The sequence below is a fragment of the Campylobacter sp. CNRCH_2014_0184h genome (genome assembly GCF_025772985.1).
Classification (GTDB): domain Bacteria; phylum Campylobacterota; class Campylobacteria; order Campylobacterales; family Campylobacteraceae; genus Campylobacter_D.
Genome location: NZ_JAKMTB010000002.1, coordinates 130,888 through 154,071 on the forward strand (window position 1 = coordinate 130,888; position 23,184 = coordinate 154,071).

A 23,184-nucleotide genomic window follows, 5' to 3' on the forward strand; every position below is an offset into this window, starting at 1 on the left:
TTATTGTTATAATGCTATATTTACACTTAAATAAAGGTTTTATATGAGAAAATTTTTAATATCTTGTTGTTTTGCTGCAAATATTTTATATGCTCAAACCCTTGGTGGCGTAGCAATGGTAGTAGAAAATCAACCTATTACTCTTTATGATATAGAACAAACCATGAAAGAATTAAAAACTAATGATAAACAAAAGGCTATAGCATTTTTAGTAGATGATAAAGTTCAACAAAGTGAAGCTAAAAAGTTAGGAATTTATGTAAGTACTTTTGAGCTTAATGAAAAATTAGCCCAAATAGCAAAAGGCAATAAAACCGACATTAATGGTTTGCAATCAAAGATAGAAAAAGATGGTTTAAGTTTTGAAGTTTTTAAAAATAAGGTTAGAAAAGATCTTGAAAGAGAAAAGCTTTATAGAAGCATAATGCAAAATGCAAAAATCAATATCGATGATGAAACACTAAAACATTTTTATGAAAGCAATCTTGATAAATTTAGCACTTTTTCAAATATAGACTTAGTTGTTTATAATTCTACTAATCCTGAACTTTTACAACAGCTTGCACAAAATCCTATGTATAAAAATTCTCAAATTAAATCAAAAGCCATTAGTTTAAACGCAGCTAGTTTAGATCCAAGATTACTTGCTTTATTAAACAATACAAAAATAGGAGAATTTACTCCAGTATTAAATGGTGAAAATGCTTATATAGTATATTTTGTAAAAGAAAAATATGGTAAAAATCCTATCGAATTTGACTTAATCAAAGATCAAGTTAGCAATGTCTATACTCTAACTCAAAAAGAACAAGCCTTAAAAAATCATCTTGATAAAATAAGAGCAAATGCTCATATAGAAGAATTAAGATAGGTTAAAACCTATCTTAAATTAATGTCTTGAAAGATAATTTGTATCATAATTATTATTGATAAAATCTGCATTATCCATCATCGCTAAATGAAAATCTTTTGTTGTTTTTATCCCACCTACAATAAGCTCTTGCAAGGCTATTTTCATTTTAGAAATAGCTGTGTTCCTATCTTCTCCCCAAACAACTAATTTTCCAATCATAGAATCATAATAAGGAGGCACGCTATAATCTTGATAACAATGACTTTCCATTCTTACATTGCGTCCTGCTGGAGCTACGTATTTTGTGATTTTACCTGGGCAAGGTAAGAAAGTTTTGGAATCTTCAGCAGTGATTCTACATTCTATAGAATGGCCTTTAAGTTTAATTTCTTCTTGCTTTGGTAAAGGATACCCTTCTGCTACTTTAATCATAAGCTCGATAATATCTACCCCACTTACCATCTCACTCACACAATGCTCAACTTGCAAGCGCGTATTCATCTCGATAAAATAAAAATCTAAATTTTTATCCACTAAAAACTCAAAAGTTCCCGCACCCTCATAATCAATAGCCTTAGCAGCTTTAACTGCTGTTTCATGAAGTCTTGCTCTTGTTTTTTCATCTAGTAAAATTGCAGGAGATTCTTCTATAAGCTTTTGATGGCGTCTTTGCATAGAGCAATCTCTCTCACCCAAATGTATCACGTTACCAAAGCTATCTCCTATGATTTGTACTTCTATATGACGTGGATTTTGGATGTATTTTTCCATATACATAGTACCATCACCAAAAGCACTCATAGCTTCACTTTCTGCTGACCAATAAGCTTTTTCCAAATCTTTTTCATCTTCAACTACACGCATACCACGGCCACCACCGCCTGCTGCTGCTTTTAAAATCACAGGATAGCCGATTTCTTTGGCAAGTTTTTTTGCCGCTTCAACCCCACCTAAAGCTCCATCGCTTCCTGGGATTACAGGTACGCCTGCTCTTTGCATTACTTGTTTTGCTTTACTTTTATCACTCATTAGTGCCATAGCAGCTACTGAAGGGCCTATGAATTTGATGTTGTGTTTTGCACAAATTTCAACAAAATTTTGATTTTCACTTAAAAATCCATATCCTGGAAAAATCGCATCCGCTTCGCTAATTTCAGCCGCACTAATAATAGCTGGGATATTTAAATAACTTTCTGAACTTCTAGCATTTCCTATACAAATACTTGCATCAGCGTATTTTAAATACAAAGCATCTTTATCTGCAGTAGAATACACACAAATTGCTTTTTTTCCCATTTCTTTTACAGTTCTTAAAGCTCTTAATGCAATTTCTCCACGATTTGCTATTAAAACTTTTTTAATTTCCATTTTATAATTTCTCCACCACAAATAAAGGCATGCCAAATTCTACAGGCTGACCATCTGCAACTAAAACTTCTACTATTCTACAATCATATTCAGCTTCGATTTCATTCATGATTTTCATCGCTTCAATGATTGCTATAGTACTTCCTTTTTTAATAGTTTGTCCTGCTTTAGCAAAAGGTGCTGCACCTGGGCTTGGAGCTTGATAGAAAGTACCTACCATAGGACTGTTGATAGTTGGTTTATTAGAAGAGTTTGAGCTTGCTTTGGTTTCATTAACTACATTTACGTTAATTGGTTGTGGAGCTGGAGCAACAGGAGCTGGAGCTGGTAATTCACAACACATATCTCTTTCAAGTTCTATTTCAAATCCGTCTTGTTCTTTTATTTTAATCTTGCTTATATTTGCTTCTGCAAAAAGTTGCATTAGTTCTTTGATTTCTTCTTTTGTCATATATTCTCCTTATTTATAAGACTTAATTTATAATTATATATAAAAATACTAAAAATAACTTCAATTATTTATTTTTTACTTTTATTTTAAGATATAATTTAAAAATTCACTTTAATTATAAAGGACAAAAATGGGCTTAAAAGCAGATAATTGGATCAAAAAAATGGCATTAGAGCACAATATGATAGAGCCATTTTGTGAAGCAAATATAGGTAAAGGTATAGTTAGTTATGGGCTTTCAAGCTATGGATATGATATAAGAGTTGGAAGAGAATTTAAGATTTTTACTAATGTAAATTCCACTGTTGTAGATCCTAAAAATTTTGTAGAAGAAAATGTAGTAGATTTTGTAGGTGATGTATGTATAGTACCTGCAAATTCTTTCGCGCTTGCAAGAACGGTTGAGTATTTTAAAATGCCAAATGATGTTTTAGCGATTTGTCTTGGCAAAAGCACTTATGCAAGATGTGGCATTATAGTAAATGTAACTCCTTTTGAGCCAGGTTTTGAAGGACATATCACTATAGAAATTTCAAACACAACCCCCCTACCTGCTAAAATTTATGCTAATGAAGGTATAGCTCAAGTTTTATTTTTACAAGGAGATGAGCCTTGTGATGTAACATATGCTGATAAAAAAGGCAAATACCAAGCCCAAACAGGCATAACCTTACCAAGAATTTTAAAATAATTTTATTTTCAGCCGATATAAAAAATTAGTCAAGCAATAGGAAAATAAATATGTTTAATGGAAAAAGCATTTTAATCACCGGTGGTACAGGAAGTTTTGGAAAAACTTATACTAAAACTTTACTTCAAAAATACAAACCTAAAAAAATCATCATTTATTCACGCGATGAACTCAAACAATTTGAAATGGCAAGAGAATTTAATGATAATTGTATGCGTTATTTTATAGGCGATGTAAGAGATAAAGAAAGATTAAATATAGCAATGAAAGATGTTGACTTTGTCATTCATGCAGCTGCTATGAAACATGTGCCAATTGCAGAATATAATCCAATGGAATGTATAAAAACTAATATCCATGGAGCACAAAATGTAATCGATGCGTGTTTAGAAAATAATGTAGAAAAATGTATCGCCCTTTCAACCGATAAAGCATGCAATCCTATTAATTTATACGGAGCTACAAAGCTTGCAAGCGATAAGCTTTTTGTAGCAGCAAATAACATCGCAGGAAATTCTCATACCAAATTTAGCGTTACAAGATATGGCAATGTAGTGGGCTCAAGAGGCTCTGTTATACCATTTTTTAAAAAGCTAATCAATGAAGGCGCTAAAGAACTTCCTATCACAGATGAGAGAATGACAAGATTTTGGATATCTTTAGAAGATGGGGTTAATTTCGTGCTGAATAATTTTGCTTATATGCATGGAGGGGAAATTTTCGTGCCAAAAATTCCTTCTATGAAAATTGTAGATTTAGCTAAAACTATGGCTCCTAATTTAGCTCATAAAATCATAGGTATAAGAGCAGGTGAAAAACTACATGAAATTATGATTTCAAGTGATGATAGTCATCTAACTTATGAATTTGAAAATTATTATGCCATTAGTCCAAGTATTCAATTTAATAATATTAATATTGATTTTAGCATAAATGCAAAAGGGCAAAAGGGCAAAAAAGTTTCTAATGGTTTTTCTTATAGTTCAGATAATAATCCATCATGGATTAGCCAAGAAGAGCTTTTAAATATAATAAATCATACAGAGCTTGAAAAATGATAACTTATTCTCATCAAAATATCGACGAACAAGACATACAAGTAGTTTGCGAAGCTTTAAAAGATGATTTTTTAACCGGTGGAAAAAAGGTTGAAGAATTTGAACAAGCCCTTTGTGAATATGTGGGTGTAAAATATGCTTGTGTGTTAAATTCAGCTACTTCTGCTTTGCACCTTGCGTATTTATCTTTAAATGTAAAAGATAAAATTGTCTTAACAACTCCCATTACCTTTGCTGCAACTGCAAATGCTGCTTTAATGGCAGGTGCTAGGATTGAGTTTATAGATGTAAAAAGTGATGGAAATATTGATGAGAAAAAACTTGCTTTAAGATTAAGCCAAGATAGCTCTAATATAGGGGCAATTTGTGTGGTTGATTTTGCAGGAAATAGTGTAGAAATGGATGAAATCCTAGCCTTAGCCAAACAATATAATATCCCACTAATAGATGATGCAAGTCATGCCCTAGGTGCTATTTATAAAGATCAAAAAGTAGGTTCTATGGCAGATTTGAGCATATTTTCTTTTCATCCGGTTAAACCTATCACAACCTTTGAGGGTGGTGCAGTCGTTAGCAATGATAAGGAATTAATCTCAAAAATCAAGCTTTTAAGAAGTCACGGCATAGTCAAAAAAAGACTTTGGGATAGTGATATGATTGAACTAGGTTATAATTATCGTTTAAGTGATGTAGCTTGTGCTTTGGGTATAAATCAACTTAAAAAACTTGATAATATGCTAGAAAAAAGAGAATTCATCACAAGTTTTTATGATAAAGAATTTGAAAAAAATCCTTATTTTAGCACTATAAAAATCAAAGATTATAAAAAAAGCTCAAGACATTTATACCCTATTTTGCTTTTTCCTGAATTTTATTGCCAAAAAGAGATTATTTTTGAAAAATTATTAAATTTAGGCATAGGCGTACAGGTGCATTATAAGCCTACTTATGAATTTAGTTTTTATAAAAATTTATATGGAAATTTATTTTTAGAAAATGCGGATAATTTTTATAAAGCTGAACTTAGCATACCTGCTCATCAAGAAATGAGTTTAGAAGAAGCACAATTTATTAAAGATAGTTTATTTAAGATTTTAGAAGAAACTAAAAAGGCTTGTTGTGAGTAAAAGTATGTATGAGCTAGCTTGTGAGCTTTTTCCTATATGTAGAAGTATCACTGGGAAAGGCTTTAGACAAAGCTTGAAAATACTTGATGAAGCTATGGGGGGGGGTATATTAAAATTCACTCTATAGCAAGCGGAAGTAAGGTATTTGACTGGGAAGTACCTGCTGAATGGGAGATAAACGATGCTTATATCATCACTCCAGATGGAGAGAAAATTTGCGATTTTAAGCAAAATAATTTACATGTATTAAATTATAGTGAAGGCATTGATACTGAAATTTCTTTGCAGGAATTACAAAATCATTTATATTCTATAGAAGATTATGAAGATGCCATACCTTATGTAACTAGCTATTATAAAAGATGCTGGGGATTTTGCATAAAACACAAAGATAGAAAAAAATTAAAAAATGGTAATTATAAAGTATTTATAGATGCAAAACATTTTGATGGTGTTTTAAATTATGCTGATTTTATAATACCAAGTACTCAAAATTGTAAAGACGAAATTTTAATCTCTGCTTATCTTTGTCATCCATCTATGGCAAATAACGAATTAAGTGGGCCAATAGTAGCTACATTTTTAGCTAAATGGCTATTAAGTCAAAAAGAAAGAAAATACAATTATCGTTTTGTAATAATTCCTGAAACCATAGGAAGTATAGTTTATATAAACAAACATTTAAAACATTTGCAAAAATATACAAAAGCTGGCTTTGTACTATCTTGTATAGGTGATGATAATGCTTATTCTTTAGTACATTCTCCATATGAAAATACCTTAGCTGATAAAGTTGCTTTACATACTTTGAAAAATAAACAAAATTTTAAAGAATTTAACTTCTTAGATAGAGGATCTGATGAGAGGCAATATTGCTCGCCTTTAGTAAATTTACCCGTTGTTTGTATATGTAGAAGTAGATTTGGTGATTATAAACAATATCACACAAGCAAAGATGATCTAAGCTTTATAAACGAAGAAGGCTTGCAAGGTGGCTTAAAAGCCATGCAAGAAATCATCATGAATTTAGAAGTAAATGAAAATTATCAAAATACCGTATTTTGTGAACCCAATTTAGGCAAAAGAGATTTATATCATACTATCAATACTTCTTCAACCAATGATATACCAATATCATGTAATTTTTTAGCATATTGTGATGGAAAGAATGATGTTTTAGATATAGCCTCAAAACTAAATATACAAGCTTATAAATTAAAAGATTTAATAGAAAAATTAAAATTTCACGGATTAATAAAATGAAATATTTCTTAGAACATAATGATAAAAAATACTCTAATATTGACTTAATAGAAGCTTTTAAAAAACTTGGCATCAAAAAAGGCGATATTTTGTGTGTACATACTGAACTTTTTAATTTTGGCACACCCTTACTTCCTAGAAATGAATTTTTACAAACTATATTAGATTGTTTTTTTGAAGTTATAGATAAAGAAGGTACTTTAATCATGCCTACATTTACCTATAGTTTTTGCAAAAATGAAGTTTATGATAAATTAAATTCTCCTACAAAAATGGGTGCTTTAAATGAATATTTTCGCAAACAAGTAGGAGTAAAACGCACCAATGATCCTATATTTTCTTTTGTTATAAAAGGAGCTAAAGAAGAATTGTTTTTAAAAGACACTACAAGTTGTTTTGGAGAAAATTGTGTATATGATGTTTTAACACAAGAAGGTGGGAAATATATACTTTTTGGAAGCACTACAGGACACACTCTAACTCATTATATCGAAGAAGAATATCAAGTAGATTACAGATATTTTAAAGATTTTTACGGAAAAATAATAGATGAGCAAAACAGAATGCATGATAAAAAAATAAAATTTTATGTTAGACATTTAGATAAAAAATCTTTACCAAATGTCGATAATATAAACTATATTACTAAAAAAACAAAAAATTTTATATACGAAAATTTTGGTGGTGCAACTATATGTTTATTTCATACAAAAGAATATAAAGAAGCGATAAAAAATGCTCTTGATGAAGATAAAAATATTTTTATATTGCAGGATTAATCATGGAAAATAAATTTTATGAAATTTTAGAAAATATACTAGAAGCAAAAGTTGATGAAAACTCAAATTTAAACATGCAAAATTGTAAAAATTGGACTTCTTTAAACCATATTGATATAATCATGAGTTTAGAAGAAGAATTTGAAATCAAATTTAGCAAAGATGAATTAAGTCAGCTAAAATCACAAAATGAGCTTTTGCAAGCTATCAAATCAAAGGTAAAAAATGAAAAATATTAAAAACTTATTTGAGTTAATAGCTATAAAAAATCCAATTCACGCAAAATATTTAAATAAAATCAGTATAACAAATGAAGATAAAATAGAATTTGAAAATCTCATTACATATTATCTTCAAAATAATATTTCTTTACAAGAGCAGTGCGAATGCTATTTAACTATACTTAATGACACTTTAGAAGAAACAAAATATTTCATAGAAAATAACTCATACAGATATAAAAGTTTTGAAGAAGTAAAAGATAAAGTCTATTTTAATGAAACTTATATGAAAAAATACATGATAGGGCTTGCACTTTCATCTTATATTTGGATTGCTCATATAAAAGTTAGAAAGTATTTTGAAAATTATCTTCAATCAAAAAGCAAACATGGTAATTATTTTGAAATAGGTCCAGGACATGGAGAATTTTTTACTAAAGCTGTTAAAAGTTTAAAATTTAATTATTATTTAGGTTTAGATTTGTCCCCTACTAGTTGTGAATTGACAAAAAATATGGTGGAAAATCAAGTTAAAAATTTAATTAATAATTGTGAATTTTTATGTAAAGATTTTTTTCAATTTCAATTTCACAAAAAGGCTGATTTAATAGTAATTGGAGAAGTTTTAGAACATGTTGAGCAACCTTTAGAATTTTTAAAAAGAGCAAAAGACTTATTAAGTGATGAAGGTGAAATTTTCGCAACCATACCTATCAACGCACCTGCAATTGATCATATATACTTATTTACACATCCAAATGAAATTTTTGAAATGGCAAAAGAAGCAAATTTAAAAATAAAACAATATGAATGTTTTATGGCAAATGACTATTCTTTAGAAAAAGCTTTAAAATTTAAAAATGCTATAACTATGGCTGTGGTATTTGAAAAATGAATTTAAATTTACCAATCCACCATATAGGTGTAGCATGTAAATCTTTAGAAAAAGAAAGAAAAATATTTGAAAAGCTAGGTTTTATTAAAGAAGCTGAATTTATAGACGAACAACAGGGAGTAAAAGGGGAATTTATTATTCCAAAAAACAACTTACTTCCTCAATATCGCTTTGAACTTTTGTCAAATCTAAATGAAAAAGGTGTATTAGATAGCTATTTGAAAAATAAAACTAAAATGTATCATATAGCTTATGAAAGCAAAAATATAGAGCAAGATTTATCTTTACTTTTAAATGATGGTTTGATAGTTGTTGATATAATGAAAGCAAGTTATTTTGCAAAACTTTGCTTTGTGATGATGAGTAATAATTTATTGATAGAATTGGTAGAGCTAAAATGAATCTTTTTTCACCAAGTTTAAAAAGAAATGATCTCATAAAACTTAGCAAGGAAAATCATTATAAAAAAATTGCTATTAATGTTTTTAGAAATCACTCTTTTGAAGTGATTTCAAGCATACTAAATGCATTTTTAGCCTTTAGTAAATTAAAGGCTGAATTTAAAATAAGCTCTTATGATGATAGTTTAAGTTATGATAATTTTCAAAAAGTAGATTTAAACATCATATTTATAGATTTAAACAATTATAAAAAAAATGTAGATGATTTTATCAAAGAAAAAATACAAGAACTATCAAGCATTAGCAACGCTCCTATCATCACACTTTTACTTGGTAATACAAGCTTAAAAGAATATAGTATTTGCAAAATACTAAAGCCCTTTTTAGATGAAAATCTCATCATAGATGATAGTAATTTTGAAATAAATGCAAGCAGACTTAGTAATAAAGCTTGTTTAAAATTAGCCCAATTTCTAGGACTAAAAATCCTACCTAGCTTCTTACAACCAACTTTAAAAGCAATCATCATAGATCTTGATAATACCTTATACCAAGGAATTTTAGGCGAAGATGGCATTGAAAATCTTACTTTATCTAGCAATCATAAAGCCTTGCAAAGTGAGCTTTTAAATTTAAAAAATCAAGGTTTTTTACTCGCCATCGCTTCAAAAAATGAAGAAGAAGATGTAAAAAAACTTTTTTCACAAAGAAAAGACTTTTTATTACAACTTGATGATTTTAGTATGATCAAGGCCAATTGGAAAAGTAAAGACGAAAATATCAAAGAAATTGTAAAATTTTTTAATATAGCTTTTGATAGTGTGTTGTTTATTGATGATAATATAGCCGAAATTGAAAATGTATCACACCTTCATATTAACACCTTACTAGCTGATGAAAATAGTGCTTATAGTTTAAAGCTCTATCCTAGACTTTTAAAAACAAGCTTTAGCAAGGAAGATGAATTAAGAAGTGCTGATATTAAAGCAAATTTACAAAGACAAGAGCTTAGCAAGCTTAACCCTAAAGAGTATTTTGAAAAATTACAAATTTGTTTGAAATTTCATATCAACCATGCGAATGAACTTGAAAGAATTTCACAACTACTTAATAAAACTAATCAATTTATATCAAATTACTCAAGATTAAGCTTAAAAGAGTGTGAAGAATTTATGCAAAAACATACTATTTTGACTATAAGCATGAGTGATAAATTAAGCGATAGTGGTATTATAGCAATTTTTGTAGCTTATAAAGATGAAACAAATTTAATCATAAAAGATCTTTGTATAAGTTGTAGAGCCTTAGGAAGAAAGCTTGAAAAAATTATGCTATATAAGGCTATAGAATTATTACACCTGCATTTTAATACAAAAGAATGTATTTTATACTTTCAAAAGGGCGAAAGAAATATGCCATTTTTAGAATTTTTATATAGTTTAAATGCAAATATAAAAGAAAATTTTGCTCTAATCCAAAAAGAAATGATAAATTACGAAGGACTTATAATTGAAAGCTAGTTTTAATAAGGCCAAAATAGCAGGCATAAGCGTTTGCGTGCCTAATAAATGCATAAATATAGATGATTGTTTAGAAGATGTTTTTCAAAATGATGTCAAAATGCTAAAAAGAATGAAAAAAATTTCAGGCACACAAGAAAGATTTATCGCTGATGAAAATATTAGCACAACAGATTTAGCCTATGAAGCAAGTATAAATTTATTTAAAATGCTTGATTTTGATAAAAATGAGCTTGATATGGTGATTTTTGTTACACAAACTCCTGATTTTTTTATGCCATCATGTGCAAACTATCTTCACAAACGATTAAATTTAAAGCCTCAAACCATAGTTTTTGATGTAAATCAAGCGTGTTCGGGGTATTTATATGGCTTATTTATAGCTTTTTCTTTTTTAGAAAATCAAAATGCAAAAAATATTTTATTAATTTGTGGTGATACTTTAAGCAAAACCATAAACCCTTTGAATGCAAATTTAGCTCCAATCTTTGGCGATGGAGTAAGTGCAACACTCATAAGCTGTGCAAATGAAAAATCGTTTTTTAAGCTTTATTCTGATGGAGAAGGTTTTGACAAACTCATCATACCTAATAGAGCTTTTGTTAAACTTGATGAGAGTAAAAGCTCTAATAAAGAAATATTTCAAACTAATGAGCATAGAAACCTAGATAATCTTTATATGGATGGGGCTGAAATTTTTAACCAAGCACTTAATCTTGAGAGCCAAAGCATAAAAGAAATGCTTGATTTTTGTGAAAAAAGTAAAGATGAAGTGGATTATTTTTTATTGCATCAATCCAATCAATTTTTAGTTGATTCTATTATAAATGACTTGGGTATTGATAACTCTAAAACACCAAATTTTTTGATGTCAAAATATGCTAATTTGAGTGCTTGCTCTTTACCTGCTTTACTTTGTGAAATACAAAAAAATGATTTTAATGCCATTTTAAGTGCTTTTGGCGCTGGATATGCCTGGGGGAGTGCTTATATCAATTTTGATAAAAACTTTAAAACTGATACAATTTCAATTTATAAAGGAGAAAAAAATGACTAAAGAAGAATTACTAGAAGCTATTAGCGAAGCTATGCATATGGATGAAACACTAAAAGAAGATATGATTTTAGATGATATTGATGAATGGGATAGCTTAGCTTTTGTATCTATCATGGTATTATTTAAAAACTCACTTGGCAAGCAAATTAGCGGTGATGATCTTAAAAAATGTGAAAAAGTAAGTGATCTTTTAGCTTTAGCTGGTGTTTAAACAAAATATTTGTTTAAACCCTTTCCACGCTTAAAGCAATCTGCTCATTTTCCTCTTTAAAGGTATATATTAAATCATCACATTTATATGAGATTTCTTTTTTACAAGTTTTATCTTTTAAAGATTCTTGTAGAATTTGTGGTAAATGCTTTTTTATAAGTAGTTTCATAGGTATACCCATACCATGAGTTAGATTTTTAATAAACTTACCATCTATTTGTTTTTCATCTATAACTTTTATAAATTCAACATCAAATCCATGTTTTTTTAAAGTATCAACGTATTCTTCTTTTTCTTCTAAAGACACCCATTCATCAAATTTAGAATGATAAGCAATGTATTTCGGATTTGGATATTTTGCTTGTATATTTAGATGATCTTTATTTAATGTTTCTCTAATTAGTTTTCTAGCAAGTGAAAAATAATAATGTGATTGTTTATTTGTAGTCCAAAATGTTTTATCACAACAGCATAATCTTATATTTTGAAAGAAATTAAAAGTCGCAACTGAATAATACTCGGTAAAATCAACTTCTTTGCCAAAACCTATAACCCTCCATAAATCAGTAAGGCTAACATGGGAAGAATTATCCACCACAACATCAACAAGCCAAGGAGCTAATTTTGCACATAAATTTGCTAAATATCCTCCATGAGATGCTCCAACTAAAATATGCTTTATACCCCCCCCCATAGCTTTAAAAGCGAAATTTTTTCTAATATATAAAAGAGCATTTAGTATATCTGTTGCTTGCATGATACCAAAATTTTGATATTCATTCTTTGTAGGCTGTAAACTTGCACTTAAATCTAAATAATAATTCCTATCAATCTCCCAATTATTTTTATTTTTTTGAATTTCTTTATCAAGATAATCCATAGCAGGATGAAATTCTTCAAAAGAATTAAGTTTTGATATATCATAAGGAATTTCTATACCAATAGCCTTTAAACTTGTGTCAAATATAAGTCTATCAATATCATCAAGATAAATCTTAGCCCCAGTTTGAGGACGATTTCCTATGCAATGATAATTTACATTTAAAACTGCTACATTATAATTTCTAGCACAATAATCACTTATATATAAATCATCTTTTATATCCCCACCAATGCCACTTATAATACAAACAATAGCCTCTATTTCTTTGCTATCATCATAAGTTAATTTAAATTCTAATTTACTTTCTCTTTTTATATTTAATTCTACATCATCGCAAGAGTCTATGAAATAAGTTTCATTTTTAAGCATGTTAAGCCTTTTAAAATTAAAATTTAATTATACTTATTTTTTATAAAAATTAAAGAGAGTTTATGAAAAATCTTTGTATTATCCCAGCGCGTGGTGGTTCAAAAAGAATTCCTAGAAAAAATATCATTGATTTTTTAGGAAAACCTTTGATTGCTTATAGCATAGAAAGTGCTTTAAATTCGGGTATTTTTGATGATGTGATTATCTCAAGCGACGATGATGAGATCATCAAAGTAGCTTTAAAATACGGAGCTAAAGCTCCTTTTGTGCGTAAAAAAGAATTAAGTGATGATTATGCAAGCTCAACCGCTGTAATCCAAGATGCTATCATTACCCTAGAAATGCAAGATAAAATCTATGAAAATGTATGTTGTTTATATGCTACTGCACCACTTATAGATGAGTTTATCTTACAAAAAGCTTTTAAGCAATTTATTCAAGATGAGTGCAAATTTTTATTTTCAGCTTGTGAATTTGAATACCCTATACAAAGAGGTTTTTACCTTAATGAACAAAACAAAGTTTATATGTTTGATGAGTCAAATTATCACAAACGCTCACAAGATCTTACTAAAGCTTATCACGATGGTGGTGCATTTTACTTTGGCAAAAAAGAAGCATGGCTAGAAAAAAATTTTATGTTTAAACCTCACTCTAAAGCTTTTTTACTACCTAGAAATAAAATTTGTGATATTGATACCTTTGAAGACTTAGAATTTGCTAAAATGCTTTATAAATTTCACAATACAAACAAAGCACATCTCAAAATCTATCATGAAATATAAGTTATTTTAAAGTATAATAATTATTTATGCAATATAAGGAACAAAGATGTTACAAAAAAATATTAAAAGTATAAAAACCAAACTAGGGCAAACCTTATCAACAATTAAAAAAAATAAATATCAAGTTATTCAAAGTAATGATAGTTTAGATATTAATTTTTTAAATACTCAAGATAATACCTTAATTTACAAAAATCCTTTAGATGAATTAAATATTATGTTAAAAAATTACAATGAAAAATATCATTTATATCCTGTATTGTATTTTTTTGGTTTTGGTAACGGAATTTTATATAAAGCTCTTTTGCAAAATCCTCACCATAAAGTGATTATAGTTTTTGAAAAAGACTTAGAGATCATCCACACGGCCTTTAGCATAATAGATTTTAGCAAAGAATTACAAGAAGCTAGACTAGTAATCGCTGATATCAATTGCCTAAACACGATAGATTATGAACTAATGTGCAGCCAACAACCTATGCTCAATTTTGCAAGAACTTATTTTTTAGAATTACATTCTGATTACTATGAAAGATATCATGATGACATACTAAAAGTCAACAACAACATGCTAGAATACTTAAAAAAAGCTGTATTAAAATATGGAAATTTACCACTTGATGCACTTCAAGGTATAGAACAATTTACCTATAATCTTCCTAAAATGTTAACTCATCCAAATTATAAAGAACTTTTAAAAAAAAGAAAAAACTTAAGTGATACAGCCATAATTGTCTCTACCGGCCCTAGTCTTTCTAAGCAACTTCCTTTACTAAAGAAATATATCAACAAAGCAACAATATTTTGCGCCGATAGCGCTTATCCTATACTAGCCAAACACAACATTAAACCTGATTATGTATTATCACTAGAAAGAATATTAGCTACAAGTGAATATTTTAATAATAACTTTGGTGATTTTGATAAGAATATTATTTTTGCCCTAAAATCATACACTCATCCAAAAACAATACAACATCTAGAAAATAACAACAGAAACTACATGTTAATTTCTCCCACTGATGCTAAATTTATTTATTTTACGCAATTACACACTTATGGTTATCTTGGAACAGGTTGGAGTGTGGCAAATATGGCCTCAAATCTTGCGTTTGATTTGAGTCATAAAAATATTATTTTAATTGGGCAAGATTTAGCCTATAGCGAAACTGGAGTATCTCATTCTAGTGATTATACTTATCTTACAGATAGTTATATAACTAAAAAACCATATAAAAGAGATTTTGGAAAATATGAATGTGAAGCTTATGGAGGGGAAGGAGTTGTGCAAAGTTCAGCTGCATGGACTTTATTTAGACAAAATTTCGAAAGCGATATTGTTTTTTTTAAACATTTTGGAGTAACCACATATAACTGCACAGAAGGTGGAGCTAGAATCAAAAATGCTATAGAAAAACCTTTTAAAGAAACATGTGAAGAGCTATTAACGAAAGAACTAGATAAACCTTTTGCGCCTTTAGAAAAACCAACCTTAAACAAACAAATCGAACTCATGCTTAAAGCATATGTAAAAATAAAAAAAAGTATTTCAAATTGTCATACTTTAAACAATACCATTAAAGATCATCTGTCTCATTTAAAATGGTCTTATCAAAATACCCACTCCAAAGAAAATATAGAAAATACGTTCAAAAAAATAGATGAAATCAAACTATATATAGAAGAACTAAAAGATATGAAAGAGTTGCATGAAACTTTAAGCCCATTGCTTGCTCAGTTTGAATTTAACCTGGCTAAAATTTATGTTCTTAATCCTATTAACGAAGATGATATACATAATAAATCACTCTTATGGATTAAAGAACATATTGATTGGCTTGAGTTAATTATTGCCCATATCAAAGCTCACGAACAAGCCCTACATAGAGGTGTAATTCCTTTACAAGAAGCTATTATAAAAAGAGGATATGGTCATAAAATCAAATGAAAGTTCTTTTTAGAAGCGATAGTTCTAGCGCTATAGGACACGGACATATCAAAAGAGATCTTTTACTAGCTAAACAATACCAAGATGTATCTTTTGCTTGTTTACCACTAAAAGGCTCTTTAATAGATGAAATTCCTTATCCTGTATATGAGCTAACAAGTGCTAGCATATACGAACTCATCAATCTCATCAAAAAGGAAAAATTTGATCTTTTAATCATTGATCATTATGAGATCACTGCAGATGATGAAAAACTCATTAAATTAGAAACAGGAATTAAAATTCTTAGCTTTGATGATGAGATAAAAGAACATTTTTGCGACATATTGTTAAATGTCAATGCTTATGCTAAAGAAAGTGATTATGAAAATTTAGTGCCAAAGTATTGTGAATTAAGATGTGGTTTTTCCTATGCTCTAATACGCGATGAGTTTTGTCAAGAAAGCAAGATAAAAAGAGAGAAAATTTATGATTATTTTATCTGTATAGGGGGAAGCGATCCAAAAAATATTTCTTTTGATATAGCAAACAAGCTTAATAAAAATAAAACTGTCATCATAGCTACCACAAAAGCAAATTCTCATCTAAACTTACTTCAAAAATTAAGCCAAAAAAACCCTAATATACAAATTCTAATAGACCATCCTAGCCTTGCTAGATTAATGAATGAAAGTAAAAAACTCATCATTAGCGCAAGCTCATTAGTCAATGAAGCTTTGATTTTAAAAGCAAATTTTAAAGCCATAGCTTATGCTAAAAATCAAGAAAAAATTGCAACTTGGCTTGCTAAAAAAGGTTATGAAGTGGAGAATTTCACATGAAAATAATTATTGCTACTCTTAGACAACATAATATCAATAATTTCTACAAAATAAAAGAATTATATAAAACATACACTTTTTATCTCATAACAAAAAAAGATGATCTTACTTTAGAAAAAATAACAAAAATAAATCCAGATTACATATTCTTCCCGCATTGGTCTTTCTATATACCTCAAGAAATTTACAATAACTATCGATGTATTATTTTCCACCTTGGAAATTTACCATTTGGAAGAGGAGGCTCACCTTTACAAAATTTAATCATAAGAGGGATATATAAGAGTAAAATTTGCGCTTTAAAAGCTTGCGATGTATTGGATGGTGGAGAAATATATTTAAAACATAATATTAGTTTTAAAATTTCAAATGCACAACAAATTTATGAAAAAATTTCAAAAATCATATTCTTTAAATTGATACCAAAAATTTTACATACAAAAATCAACCCTCACACGCAAAAAGGAAAAGTAGTAGTTTTCAAAAGAAGAACAAAAGAACAAAGTAATATCAATACACTTGAAAACCCAAATTTGATAAAAATATACGATTTTATACGCATGCTTGATGCTATTGATTATCCAAAAGCTTTTTTGGAATTTGAAAATATAAAAATGATTTTTCAAAACGCAAAAAAATACAACAATAAAATAAAAGCAGAGGTAATATTTTATGAAAAATAAAAAAATATTAATAATAGCAGCTCATCCAGATGATGAGGTTTTAGGATGCTTTGGAACTATAGCAAGATACATTCAAAAAGGATATGAGGCTTATACTTTAATACTTGGAGAAGGCAAGACAAGCAGATCAACCAATAACAAAAATGAACAAGAAATTTTAGAAGATGAGTTATTGAAAGCAAATAATTTTTTAGGTATCAAAAAAGTTTTTAGAAAGTTTTTTCCTGATAATGCTTTTGACAAAATACCATTATTAGAAATAGTCAAAAGTATCGAAGAAATTAAAAATGAAATTAAACCAAATATAATTTTTACACATTATGAAAAAGATCTCAATATAGATCATCAAATTACATACAAAGCAACAATCACTGCTACAAGATCTCTACCAGAAGAAAGCGTTAAAGAAATTTATAGTTTTGAAATTTTATCTAGCACAGAATGGAACTATCCATTAAGCTTTCAACCCGATGTTTTTTTTGATATCAGCTCATCATTAGACCTAAAACTACAAGCTATGTCTTTTTACCAATCAGAACTAAAACAATATCCCCATCCAAGAAGTTTAGAAGGAATAAAAATAAATGCACAATACCAAGGAATGAAAGTTGGACTTCAGTATGCTGAAGCATTTAAAAGCATCAAGGTAATAAAATGATTACTTATAAAAATTTTACAGAGCTTAGCAAAGAAGAAGAAAAAGAAATTTTTCATATAAGAAATTCTTCACGTGTTTCTAAATTTATGAAAACACAACATATTAGCCTAGAAGAACATCAGTTATTTTTACAAAAACTCAAAGAAAATAACAAACAACAATATTTTTTATTATTAAAAGACGGTATAAAAATAGGAGTAATATATTTTATCAATATAACCAACCATTCATGTGAATTTGGGCTTTATGGTATTCAAAAAGGCGCAGGTGAACTTTTAATGCAAGAAGTTAAAAACTATACTTTTAATGTTTTAAAAGTTCAAACCCTAAATGCTTGTGTTTTTAAAGAAAATATAAAAGCTCTAAATTTATACCTAAGACATGGATTTAAAATCATCAAAGATAAAGATGGATTTTACTATCTTGATAACGATGCTAAAACCAAAAGACATTTTTTTGTGATAGGTGGTGGAAGTCTTCAAGCAGATTTTTTATATGAAGTAAAAAAATACTTTATAACACACTTGTTTGATTATGACAAGCAGTGTTTTTTAAAAAAAGAAGCAGATGTCTTTCACCTTATAAGTATCCACGAAAAAGAAAAAATTTTAAAACTAGCTCGCCAATACAATATCATAGGTATAGGTACAGTAGCAACAGAATTAGGCAATATAACCTCTTGCTATGTGGGCGAGCATTTAAATTTAGGATTAAACTCCTACGAGGTCGCACTCAATACCACCGATAAATCAAGAATGAAAGATATTTTTAAAAAACATCATATTCCAACCGCAAAATACGAAAAGATATACAGCATTGATGAACTAAAAACCATCAAACTCAAATTTCCCCTAGTTGTAAAACCTAGCGATAGAAGTGCTGGCAGAGGAGTAGTAAAAGTACACAATACACAAGAACTTACACAAGCTTACATCAATGCAAAAAAAATTTCTTATAACAAAATAGTCTTAGTAGAAGAAGTAGTGGAAGGATCACAATATAGTGTAGAAACCATCACCTCTAACGGAAAGCATCAAATTCTAGCTATCACAGAAGAATATCTACGAGATGATGAAAACAAAGATGACTTTCTAGAAACCCAACATCTTGTTCCAGCTAGACTTTCCAAAGAAGATGAAAAATTCATCAAAAAAACCATACTAAAAACCTTAAAAGCTTTTAAAATTGAATATGGAGCATGTCATATAGAGCTAAAACTAAATAATAATAATGTAAAAATAATTGAAATTGCTAGTAGAGCTGGAGGTTGGAGGAATGTACTAATACAACATTCCATAGGATTAGACTATAACGCTTTAATTTTACAAAGCATTCTCAAACAAAACCTACAGCTTTGCAAAATTAATAAACACTATTATTGCCTAGTAAAAATGATTTTTACCAAACAAGATTTTCAATTTTATCAATTTTTAAAACAAAACAAACCTGATATGATAGTTAAAGACCATGTACTAATAGACAATTCAACAGAATTTCAATATTCATCTTCGCTGCTAGACTCTAAAGGTTATTATTACATTAAAATTCCTAAAAATGAAAATCCAGATGATTATATCAATGCTTCATTTTTCTAAAACCACTACATAATCACTATCACAAATGGTATTATTTTCATGATATACTTCTAAGGTGTTTATTTCTATGTTTTTAAACATAGAAAAAACTCTTTTTACTTCTTCTTCATCAAAAAAATACATATTCATTCCATTTTCAGCATAAGCTGAGCGTTTTGGGTTGTTTTCTTGAATAATTATACGATATTTATTTTCACTTTTTATTCCGTATTTATATCTATAATCATTTAAATTGCGGGTTAAAATAAAAGCTTTTCCTTCTTTTTTTAAAACCCTATAAATTTCTTGAGCTGCTTTTTCTATAATTTGCTGGTCATTATAATATAACACGCCCCAACATAAAATTCCATCAAAGATTTCATTTTCATAAGGAAGTTTATTCACACTAGCTAGTTCAACTTGAGCCGTTAAACCATAATGATTTAGTAATTTTTTTGTATACGCAACTCCATTGTTTGAATAATCACAACCATATGTAATATAGTTATTTTCTGCTAAGAATTTTACATGTCTACCTGCACCACAACCAAGATCCAAAATTTTAGAACCTTTTTTAAAATTTTTAAATACGCATTTTACATACATTTCATGAGGATAGATTGGATGATGCTTACTATCTCCATGAAGTTGCGACCATTTTTCTTGATTATTCATTATTTTCCTTTATAGAGAGTTTGTCAATGATATTTGCTATTGTTTTTACATTGGTTTGGATTTGAAAATTATCTTTTAGCACTATATCGCTAGTTTTTGGAAACTCCAAAGTCTGATCCACACCTGCGATATTTGTTATTTTTTGTTTGAAAAAATTTTTACTATCTCTTTGTTTTCTAATATCCAAAGAAACATCAAGAAATATTTCCAAATATCTTGCAAAATTCTGTCTATTATAATCTCTAATTTCATCAAACATAGATATGGTTGAAAGTATAACAATAAAATTTTGCTTATATAAAATTTGAGACAGTTTGATATAGTATTTCGCCATTTTTAATCGAGAATTCTTGGTATATTCAAAATTTTCAACACAAGCCCTCAATTCATCTCCATCTAAGACAATCGATTTTTTATGATATTCTTTTTGAAGATATTCCTGCAAGGCATAAGCTAATGTAGTTTTTCCACTCCCACTCAATCCTGTAATAAAAACTAAAACTCCTTGCAAAAATCTTCCTTTAACCGCAATATATTCTTAGGTCTCCCAAGGTCACTTCTTGTATACTGCTTGACTTTGATCTCTAAAAAAATCAAACCTTTAAGCTCTTTGATTTCTTTAAGTTTTCTTTTTAGCTGGCTTATATTAGAAATACTAAAGCAATAATCATAACCACATGATTTAGCTAATTTAACAAATGAAGCATTTTTTGCATTTGTACTTTGACCACCTACACTATCATGGATTTCATTATTTAAAACTATATGCAAGAAATTTGAACCTTTAAAATTTAATATAGAACCCATATGCATTATAAAAGCCCCATCACCATCTAAACATACAACTTTTTTTTGGCTATATTTTGATAAAATATAAGCTAAAGAACTAGCATATCCCATAGATCCTACAACTAAAAAATCATTATAATGCTTTTGATTTTTTATTTCACGCAACTCATAACACTCTCTTGAAATAAATCCAGTCGTTGCGACTATTTTTGCGTCAGCAAATACATCATGCACCAAAGAAATAGCATGCTCTCTAATAATTTTATATGTATTTGTTTTGCGTTTTAAATGATAAGTGCTAAATGTATTTTTCTCGATTAAAAAAGCTATAATTTTTGCTTCATTTTTACTTTTTTTTACTGCATTATAAATTTGTTGTTTTGCTATGGCAATATCTTTATCTAAAATATGATTTTCTATTTTACAAGCATCAAGGATATCCTTAGTTACCTTTCCTTGTTTTGCATGTTGTGGCTCATCATCCTTGCCCCCACGTAAACCAATAAACAGCACCATCGGAATAGCATAAACCTCAGGATCTGCAAGCGATAAAATCGGATTTATAGCATTTCCCAATCCGGAATTTTGCATATATACACATGCAATTTGTTTTGTTGCTAAATAATACGCACTAGCAAAGGCTATAGCTTGCCCCTCATTAGACGTGATAAAAAACTGTTCTTTTGGAAGAATTTCTTCCAAAGCGTTATTAATCGGCTTTAAAAGACTATCTGGAACGCCAGCGAAAAAAGAAAATTGGCTCTTTAGAATATGAGCAAATTCTAAAGAATCAATCATTGATTTCCTTTTATTAGTTTAATTAAGTCTAATGCTGAAATATACTGCTCATCAGCCTCCAAACTTCTTCCATTTTGCAATATTGATGTAGCAGTTGCTTTCATGGAAGAATATGCCGATCTTAACAACTGGTTTGCATACACAACTAAATTTACACCAGCTTTTTCAAGGTCACTCTCACTTAATGAGGGATAATTTGTAGGTACAACCATCAAAGGTTTTTTATCAGTAAATTGCTTATATTTATCGCAAAACTCTAAAATTTCATGCCCATCTTTTTGTCTAGAATGTATCATAATAGCATCAGCACCAGCCTTGATATATGCACGAGCTCTAACCAGAGCATCATCCATTCCTTTTTGCAAGATTAAACTTTCTATTCTTGCTATAATCATAAAATCTTTACTTAATTGAGCCTGCTTTCCCTTTTTTATTTTTAGGCAAAAATTCTCTATTGTATCTTGTGTATGTCTTAAATCAGATTCACATAATGAATTCTGTTTTAATCCAATTTTATCCTCAATAACAACTGCACTTACACCAAGTCGCTCTAATCTTTTAACTGTTAACACAAAATGCGGAATTTGCGATCCTGTATCTCCATCGTAAATAATAGGCTTTGTACAAACCTCTAATATATCATTAACTGTAGTTATTCTAGAAGTCAAATCAACAAATTCATTATCTGGTTTTCCTTTTGAACTAGAATCTGTTAAAGAGCTTAGCCATAAAAAATCAAAAGATTGCTTATTGCCATATTTATCTTTTGCTGTAAGCTCTTCAATAATCATTGCACTCAAACCACTGTGTGCTTCTATACCTTTAATAAGACTCTTAACTCCTAGTGCCCTTCTTAAAGATCCTAACCTTTCGTGCGGGAGTATACCTGTTTCTTTAATTTGTTTAATCAAAAGACTTGAAGAAATATCTTGCGTATATTTAGGTTCTACAACCTTACCACCCCAAGTTTTCATTAATTCAATAGCTCTTTGACGCGAAGAATTTAAAGGACCGCTTCTCCAATCATCTCCATGAACAAGAAAATCAGGTCTATATTTTAGTAAATTTATATCATAATCTTTCTGATCTTGCAACACCACCTCATCAACGCCTTTAATTGATTGTAAAATCATTTTTCGTTGCTCATAACTCATCAAAGGAATTCTTTTGTAACTAGAAATAGCTTTATCAGAAAAAAGCCCGACGATTACATACCCTAATTTAGAAGCCTCTTTAATGATGTTTAAATGACCTGGGTGTATAATATCAGCAGCCATTGGAACATAAACTATTTTTTTCTTCAAAT

23 protein-coding genes and 3 pseudogenes are annotated in these 23,184 nt (G+C 28.9%); 19 read left to right on the forward strand and 7 right to left on the reverse strand.

The window, feature by feature from the left end; all coding sequences use genetic code 11:
- Positions 1-43 precede the first annotated feature (43 nt).
- Positions 44-871, forward strand: coding sequence for a peptidylprolyl isomerase (locus L8X36_RS02680; protein ID WP_263682399.1), 828 nt, complete (start codon positions 44-46; stop codon positions 869-871).
- A gap of 18 nt (positions 872-889) precedes the next feature.
- On the opposite strand, the gene L8X36_RS02685 is transcribed toward L8X36_RS02680, so the two are convergent.
- Both L8X36_RS02685 and accB read right to left on the reverse strand, forming a co-directional pair.
- Positions 890-2,221 carry an acetyl-CoA carboxylase biotin carboxylase subunit gene (locus L8X36_RS02685; RefSeq protein WP_087685488.1) on the reverse strand — a complete coding sequence of 444 codons (1,332 nt, stop codon included), beginning with the start codon at positions 2,219-2,221 and terminating at the stop codon, positions 890-892.
- A 1-nt stretch (position 2,222) separates the two neighbouring features.
- Positions 2,223-2,672 (reverse strand): acetyl-CoA carboxylase biotin carboxyl carrier protein, encoded by a 450-nt coding sequence (accB, locus tag L8X36_RS02690; RefSeq protein ID WP_039626958.1) that lies wholly within the window; start codon positions 2,670-2,672, stop codon positions 2,223-2,225.
- Between the two features lie 130 nt (positions 2,673-2,802).
- Here accB and dcd point away from each other — a divergent pair, with 130 nt between their 5' ends.
- The 11 genes and pseudogenes from dcd to L8X36_RS02745 all read left to right on the forward strand — a co-directional run bounded on the left by dcd (position 2,803) and on the right by L8X36_RS02745 (position 11,895).
- Positions 2,803-3,363 carry a dCTP deaminase gene (gene dcd / locus L8X36_RS02695; RefSeq protein ID WP_012661997.1) on the forward strand — a complete coding sequence of 187 codons (561 nt, stop codon included), beginning with the start codon at positions 2,803-2,805 and terminating at the stop codon, positions 3,361-3,363.
- Between the two features lie 50 nt (positions 3,364-3,413).
- The gene (gene pseB / locus L8X36_RS02700; RefSeq protein WP_263682400.1) at positions 3,414-4,421 is read left to right on the forward strand and encodes a UDP-N-acetylglucosamine 4,6-dehydratase (inverting); all 1,008 of its coding nucleotides are present in this window, start codon (positions 3,414-3,416) and stop codon (positions 4,419-4,421) included.
- Positions 4,418-5,548, forward strand: coding sequence for a UDP-4-amino-4,6-dideoxy-N-acetyl-beta-L-altrosamine transaminase (pseC, locus tag L8X36_RS02705; protein ID WP_263682401.1), 1,131 nt, complete (start codon positions 4,418-4,420; stop codon positions 5,546-5,548). The genes pseB and pseC overlap by 4 nt, the downstream gene beginning before the upstream one ends.
- Before the next feature lie 4 nt (positions 5,549-5,552).
- Positions 5,553-6,811: pseudogene (locus tag L8X36_RS02710) on the forward strand (DUF4910 domain-containing protein).
- On the forward strand, positions 6,808-7,590 hold the full coding sequence (locus L8X36_RS02715) for an AAC(3) family N-acetyltransferase (RefSeq protein WP_263682402.1): 783 nt from the start codon (positions 6,808-6,810) through the stop codon (positions 7,588-7,590). The pseudogene L8X36_RS02710 and the gene L8X36_RS02715 overlap by 4 nt, the downstream one beginning before the upstream one ends.
- A 2-nt stretch (positions 7,591-7,592) precedes the next feature.
- Complete coding sequence (locus L8X36_RS02720; protein ID WP_263682403.1) at positions 7,593-7,829, forward strand: acyl carrier protein; 237 nt, start codon at positions 7,593-7,595, stop codon at positions 7,827-7,829.
- Positions 7,816-8,706 (forward strand): class I SAM-dependent methyltransferase, encoded by an 891-nt coding sequence (locus tag L8X36_RS02725; RefSeq protein ID WP_263682404.1) that lies wholly within the window; start codon positions 7,816-7,818, stop codon positions 8,704-8,706. Before L8X36_RS02720 ends, L8X36_RS02725 begins: the two co-directional genes overlap by 14 nt.
- Positions 8,703-9,107, forward strand: coding sequence for a VOC family protein (locus L8X36_RS02730; RefSeq protein WP_263682405.1), 405 nt, complete (start codon positions 8,703-8,705; stop codon positions 9,105-9,107). The genes L8X36_RS02725 and L8X36_RS02730 overlap by 4 nt, the downstream gene beginning before the upstream one ends.
- Positions 9,104-10,627 (forward strand): HAD-IIIC family phosphatase, encoded by a 1,524-nt coding sequence (locus L8X36_RS02735; protein ID WP_263682406.1) that lies wholly within the window; start codon positions 9,104-9,106, stop codon positions 10,625-10,627. Before L8X36_RS02730 ends, L8X36_RS02735 begins: the two co-directional genes overlap by 4 nt.
- Positions 10,617-11,684 carry a beta-ketoacyl-ACP synthase III gene (locus L8X36_RS02740; RefSeq protein ID WP_263682407.1) on the forward strand — a complete coding sequence of 356 codons (1,068 nt, stop codon included), beginning with the start codon at positions 10,617-10,619 and terminating at the stop codon, positions 11,682-11,684. The genes L8X36_RS02735 and L8X36_RS02740 overlap by 11 nt, the downstream gene beginning before the upstream one ends.
- On the forward strand, positions 11,677-11,895 hold the full coding sequence (locus L8X36_RS02745; RefSeq protein ID WP_214100219.1) for an acyl carrier protein: 219 nt from the start codon (positions 11,677-11,679) through the stop codon (positions 11,893-11,895). The genes L8X36_RS02740 and L8X36_RS02745 overlap by 8 nt, the downstream gene beginning before the upstream one ends.
- Positions 11,896-11,908: 13 nt before the next feature.
- On the opposite strand, the gene L8X36_RS02750 is transcribed toward L8X36_RS02745, so the two are convergent.
- Positions 11,909-13,147, reverse strand: coding sequence for a DUF2920 family protein (locus L8X36_RS02750; protein ID WP_263682408.1), 1,239 nt, complete (start codon positions 13,145-13,147; stop codon positions 11,909-11,911).
- A 62-nt stretch (positions 13,148-13,209) separates the two neighbouring features.
- Between L8X36_RS02750 and pseF the strand changes: the two genes are divergently transcribed.
- The 7 genes and pseudogenes from pseF to L8X36_RS08085 all read left to right on the forward strand — a co-directional run.
- Complete coding sequence (pseF, locus tag L8X36_RS02755; RefSeq protein ID WP_263682409.1) at positions 13,210-13,932, forward strand: pseudaminic acid cytidylyltransferase; 723 nt, start codon at positions 13,210-13,212, stop codon at positions 13,930-13,932.
- A 46-nt stretch (positions 13,933-13,978) separates the two neighbouring features.
- On the forward strand, positions 13,979-15,880 hold the full coding sequence (locus tag L8X36_RS02760; RefSeq protein WP_263682410.1) for a motility associated factor glycosyltransferase family protein: 1,902 nt from the start codon (positions 13,979-13,981) through the stop codon (positions 15,878-15,880).
- Positions 15,877-16,701, forward strand: coding sequence for a UDP-2,4-diacetamido-2,4,6-trideoxy-beta-L-altropyranose hydrolase (gene pseG, locus L8X36_RS02765; protein WP_263682411.1), 825 nt, complete (start codon positions 15,877-15,879; stop codon positions 16,699-16,701). Before L8X36_RS02760 ends, pseG begins: the two co-directional genes overlap by 4 nt.
- Positions 16,698-17,384, forward strand: a complete 687-nt coding sequence (locus L8X36_RS02770) for a methionyl-tRNA formyltransferase (RefSeq protein ID WP_263682412.1) — start codon at positions 16,698-16,700, stop codon at positions 17,382-17,384. Before pseG ends, L8X36_RS02770 begins: the two co-directional genes overlap by 4 nt.
- On the forward strand, positions 17,374-18,042 hold the full coding sequence (locus L8X36_RS02775) for a PIG-L deacetylase family protein (RefSeq protein ID WP_263682413.1): 669 nt from the start codon (positions 17,374-17,376) through the stop codon (positions 18,040-18,042). Before L8X36_RS02770 ends, L8X36_RS02775 begins: the two co-directional genes overlap by 11 nt.
- Positions 18,039-18,467 (forward strand): annotated as a pseudogene (gene pseH, locus L8X36_RS08080) (UDP-4-amino-4,6-dideoxy-N-acetyl-beta-L-altrosamine N-acetyltransferase); the annotation flags it as partial. The gene L8X36_RS02775 and the pseudogene pseH, both read left to right, overlap by 4 nt.
- 327 nt (positions 18,468-18,794) lie before the next feature.
- Positions 18,795-19,637 (forward strand): annotated as a pseudogene (locus tag L8X36_RS08085) (ATP-grasp domain-containing protein); the annotation flags it as partial.
- Here L8X36_RS08085 and L8X36_RS02785 read toward each other — a convergent pair.
- Genes L8X36_RS02785 through aepX form a run of 4 tightly spaced genes read right to left on the reverse strand, consistent with a single transcriptional unit; the run spans position 19,626 to position 23,182 of the window.
- Complete coding sequence (locus L8X36_RS02785) at positions 19,626-20,291, reverse strand: class I SAM-dependent methyltransferase (RefSeq protein ID WP_263682415.1); 666 nt, start codon at positions 20,289-20,291, stop codon at positions 19,626-19,628. The pseudogene L8X36_RS08085 and the gene L8X36_RS02785 sit on opposite strands and share 12 nt — an antisense overlap.
- Positions 20,284-20,802, reverse strand: a complete 519-nt coding sequence (locus L8X36_RS02790) for an adenylyl-sulfate kinase (protein ID WP_263682416.1) — start codon at positions 20,800-20,802, stop codon at positions 20,284-20,286. The genes L8X36_RS02785 and L8X36_RS02790 overlap by 8 nt, the downstream gene beginning before the upstream one ends.
- On the reverse strand, positions 20,787-21,878 hold the full coding sequence (gene aepY / locus L8X36_RS02795) for a phosphonopyruvate decarboxylase (RefSeq protein ID WP_263682417.1): 1,092 nt from the start codon (positions 21,876-21,878) through the stop codon (positions 20,787-20,789). Before aepY ends, L8X36_RS02790 begins: the two co-directional genes overlap by 16 nt.
- The gene (gene aepX, locus L8X36_RS02800) at positions 21,875-23,182 is read right to left on the reverse strand and encodes a phosphoenolpyruvate mutase (RefSeq protein WP_263682418.1); all 1,308 of its coding nucleotides are present in this window, start codon (positions 23,180-23,182) and stop codon (positions 21,875-21,877) included. Before aepX ends, aepY begins: the two co-directional genes overlap by 4 nt.
- Between the last annotated feature and the right edge of the window lie 2 nt (positions 23,183-23,184).

Excerpts from the sequence above, each read along its gene's own strand:
- L8X36_RS02680 (WP_263682399.1), top strand. The coding sequence starts at position 44 with ATGAGAAAATTTTTAATATCTTGTTGTTTTGCTGCAAATATTTTATAT.
- L8X36_RS02685 (WP_087685488.1), bottom strand. The coding sequence starts at position 2,221 with ATGGAAATTAAAAAAGTTTTAATAGCAAATCGTGGAGAAATTGCATTA.
- accB (WP_039626958.1), bottom strand. The coding sequence starts at position 2,672 with ATGACAAAAGAAGAAATCAAAGAACTAATGCAACTTTTTGCAGAAGCA.
- dcd (WP_012661997.1), top strand. The coding sequence starts at position 2,803 with ATGGGCTTAAAAGCAGATAATTGGATCAAAAAAATGGCATTAGAGCAC.
- pseB (WP_263682400.1), top strand. The coding sequence starts at position 3,414 with ATGTTTAATGGAAAAAGCATTTTAATCACCGGTGGTACAGGAAGTTTT.
- pseC (WP_263682401.1), top strand. The coding sequence starts at position 4,418 with ATGATAACTTATTCTCATCAAAATATCGACGAACAAGACATACAAGTA.
- L8X36_RS02715 (WP_263682402.1), top strand. The coding sequence starts at position 6,808 with ATGAAATATTTCTTAGAACATAATGATAAAAAATACTCTAATATTGAC.
- L8X36_RS02720 (WP_263682403.1), top strand. The coding sequence starts at position 7,593 with ATGGAAAATAAATTTTATGAAATTTTAGAAAATATACTAGAAGCAAAA.
- L8X36_RS02725 (WP_263682404.1), top strand. The coding sequence starts at position 7,816 with ATGAAAAATATTAAAAACTTATTTGAGTTAATAGCTATAAAAAATCCA.
- L8X36_RS02730 (WP_263682405.1), top strand. The coding sequence starts at position 8,703 with ATGAATTTAAATTTACCAATCCACCATATAGGTGTAGCATGTAAATCT.
- L8X36_RS02735 (WP_263682406.1), top strand. The coding sequence starts at position 9,104 with ATGAATCTTTTTTCACCAAGTTTAAAAAGAAATGATCTCATAAAACTT.
- L8X36_RS02745 (WP_214100219.1), top strand. The coding sequence starts at position 11,677 with ATGACTAAAGAAGAATTACTAGAAGCTATTAGCGAAGCTATGCATATG.
- L8X36_RS02750 (WP_263682408.1), bottom strand. The coding sequence starts at position 13,147 with ATGCTTAAAAATGAAACTTATTTCATAGACTCTTGCGATGATGTAGAA.
- pseF (WP_263682409.1), top strand. The coding sequence starts at position 13,210 with ATGAAAAATCTTTGTATTATCCCAGCGCGTGGTGGTTCAAAAAGAATT.
- L8X36_RS02760 (WP_263682410.1), top strand. The coding sequence starts at position 13,979 with ATGTTACAAAAAAATATTAAAAGTATAAAAACCAAACTAGGGCAAACC.
- pseG (WP_263682411.1), top strand. The coding sequence starts at position 15,877 with ATGAAAGTTCTTTTTAGAAGCGATAGTTCTAGCGCTATAGGACACGGA.
- L8X36_RS02770 (WP_263682412.1), top strand. The coding sequence starts at position 16,698 with ATGAAAATAATTATTGCTACTCTTAGACAACATAATATCAATAATTTC.
- L8X36_RS02775 (WP_263682413.1), top strand. The coding sequence starts at position 17,374 with ATGAAAAATAAAAAAATATTAATAATAGCAGCTCATCCAGATGATGAG.
- L8X36_RS02785 (WP_263682415.1), bottom strand. The coding sequence starts at position 20,291 with ATGAATAATCAAGAAAAATGGTCGCAACTTCATGGAGATAGTAAGCAT.
- aepY (WP_263682417.1), bottom strand. The coding sequence starts at position 21,878 with ATGATTGATTCTTTAGAATTTGCTCATATTCTAAAGAGCCAATTTTCT.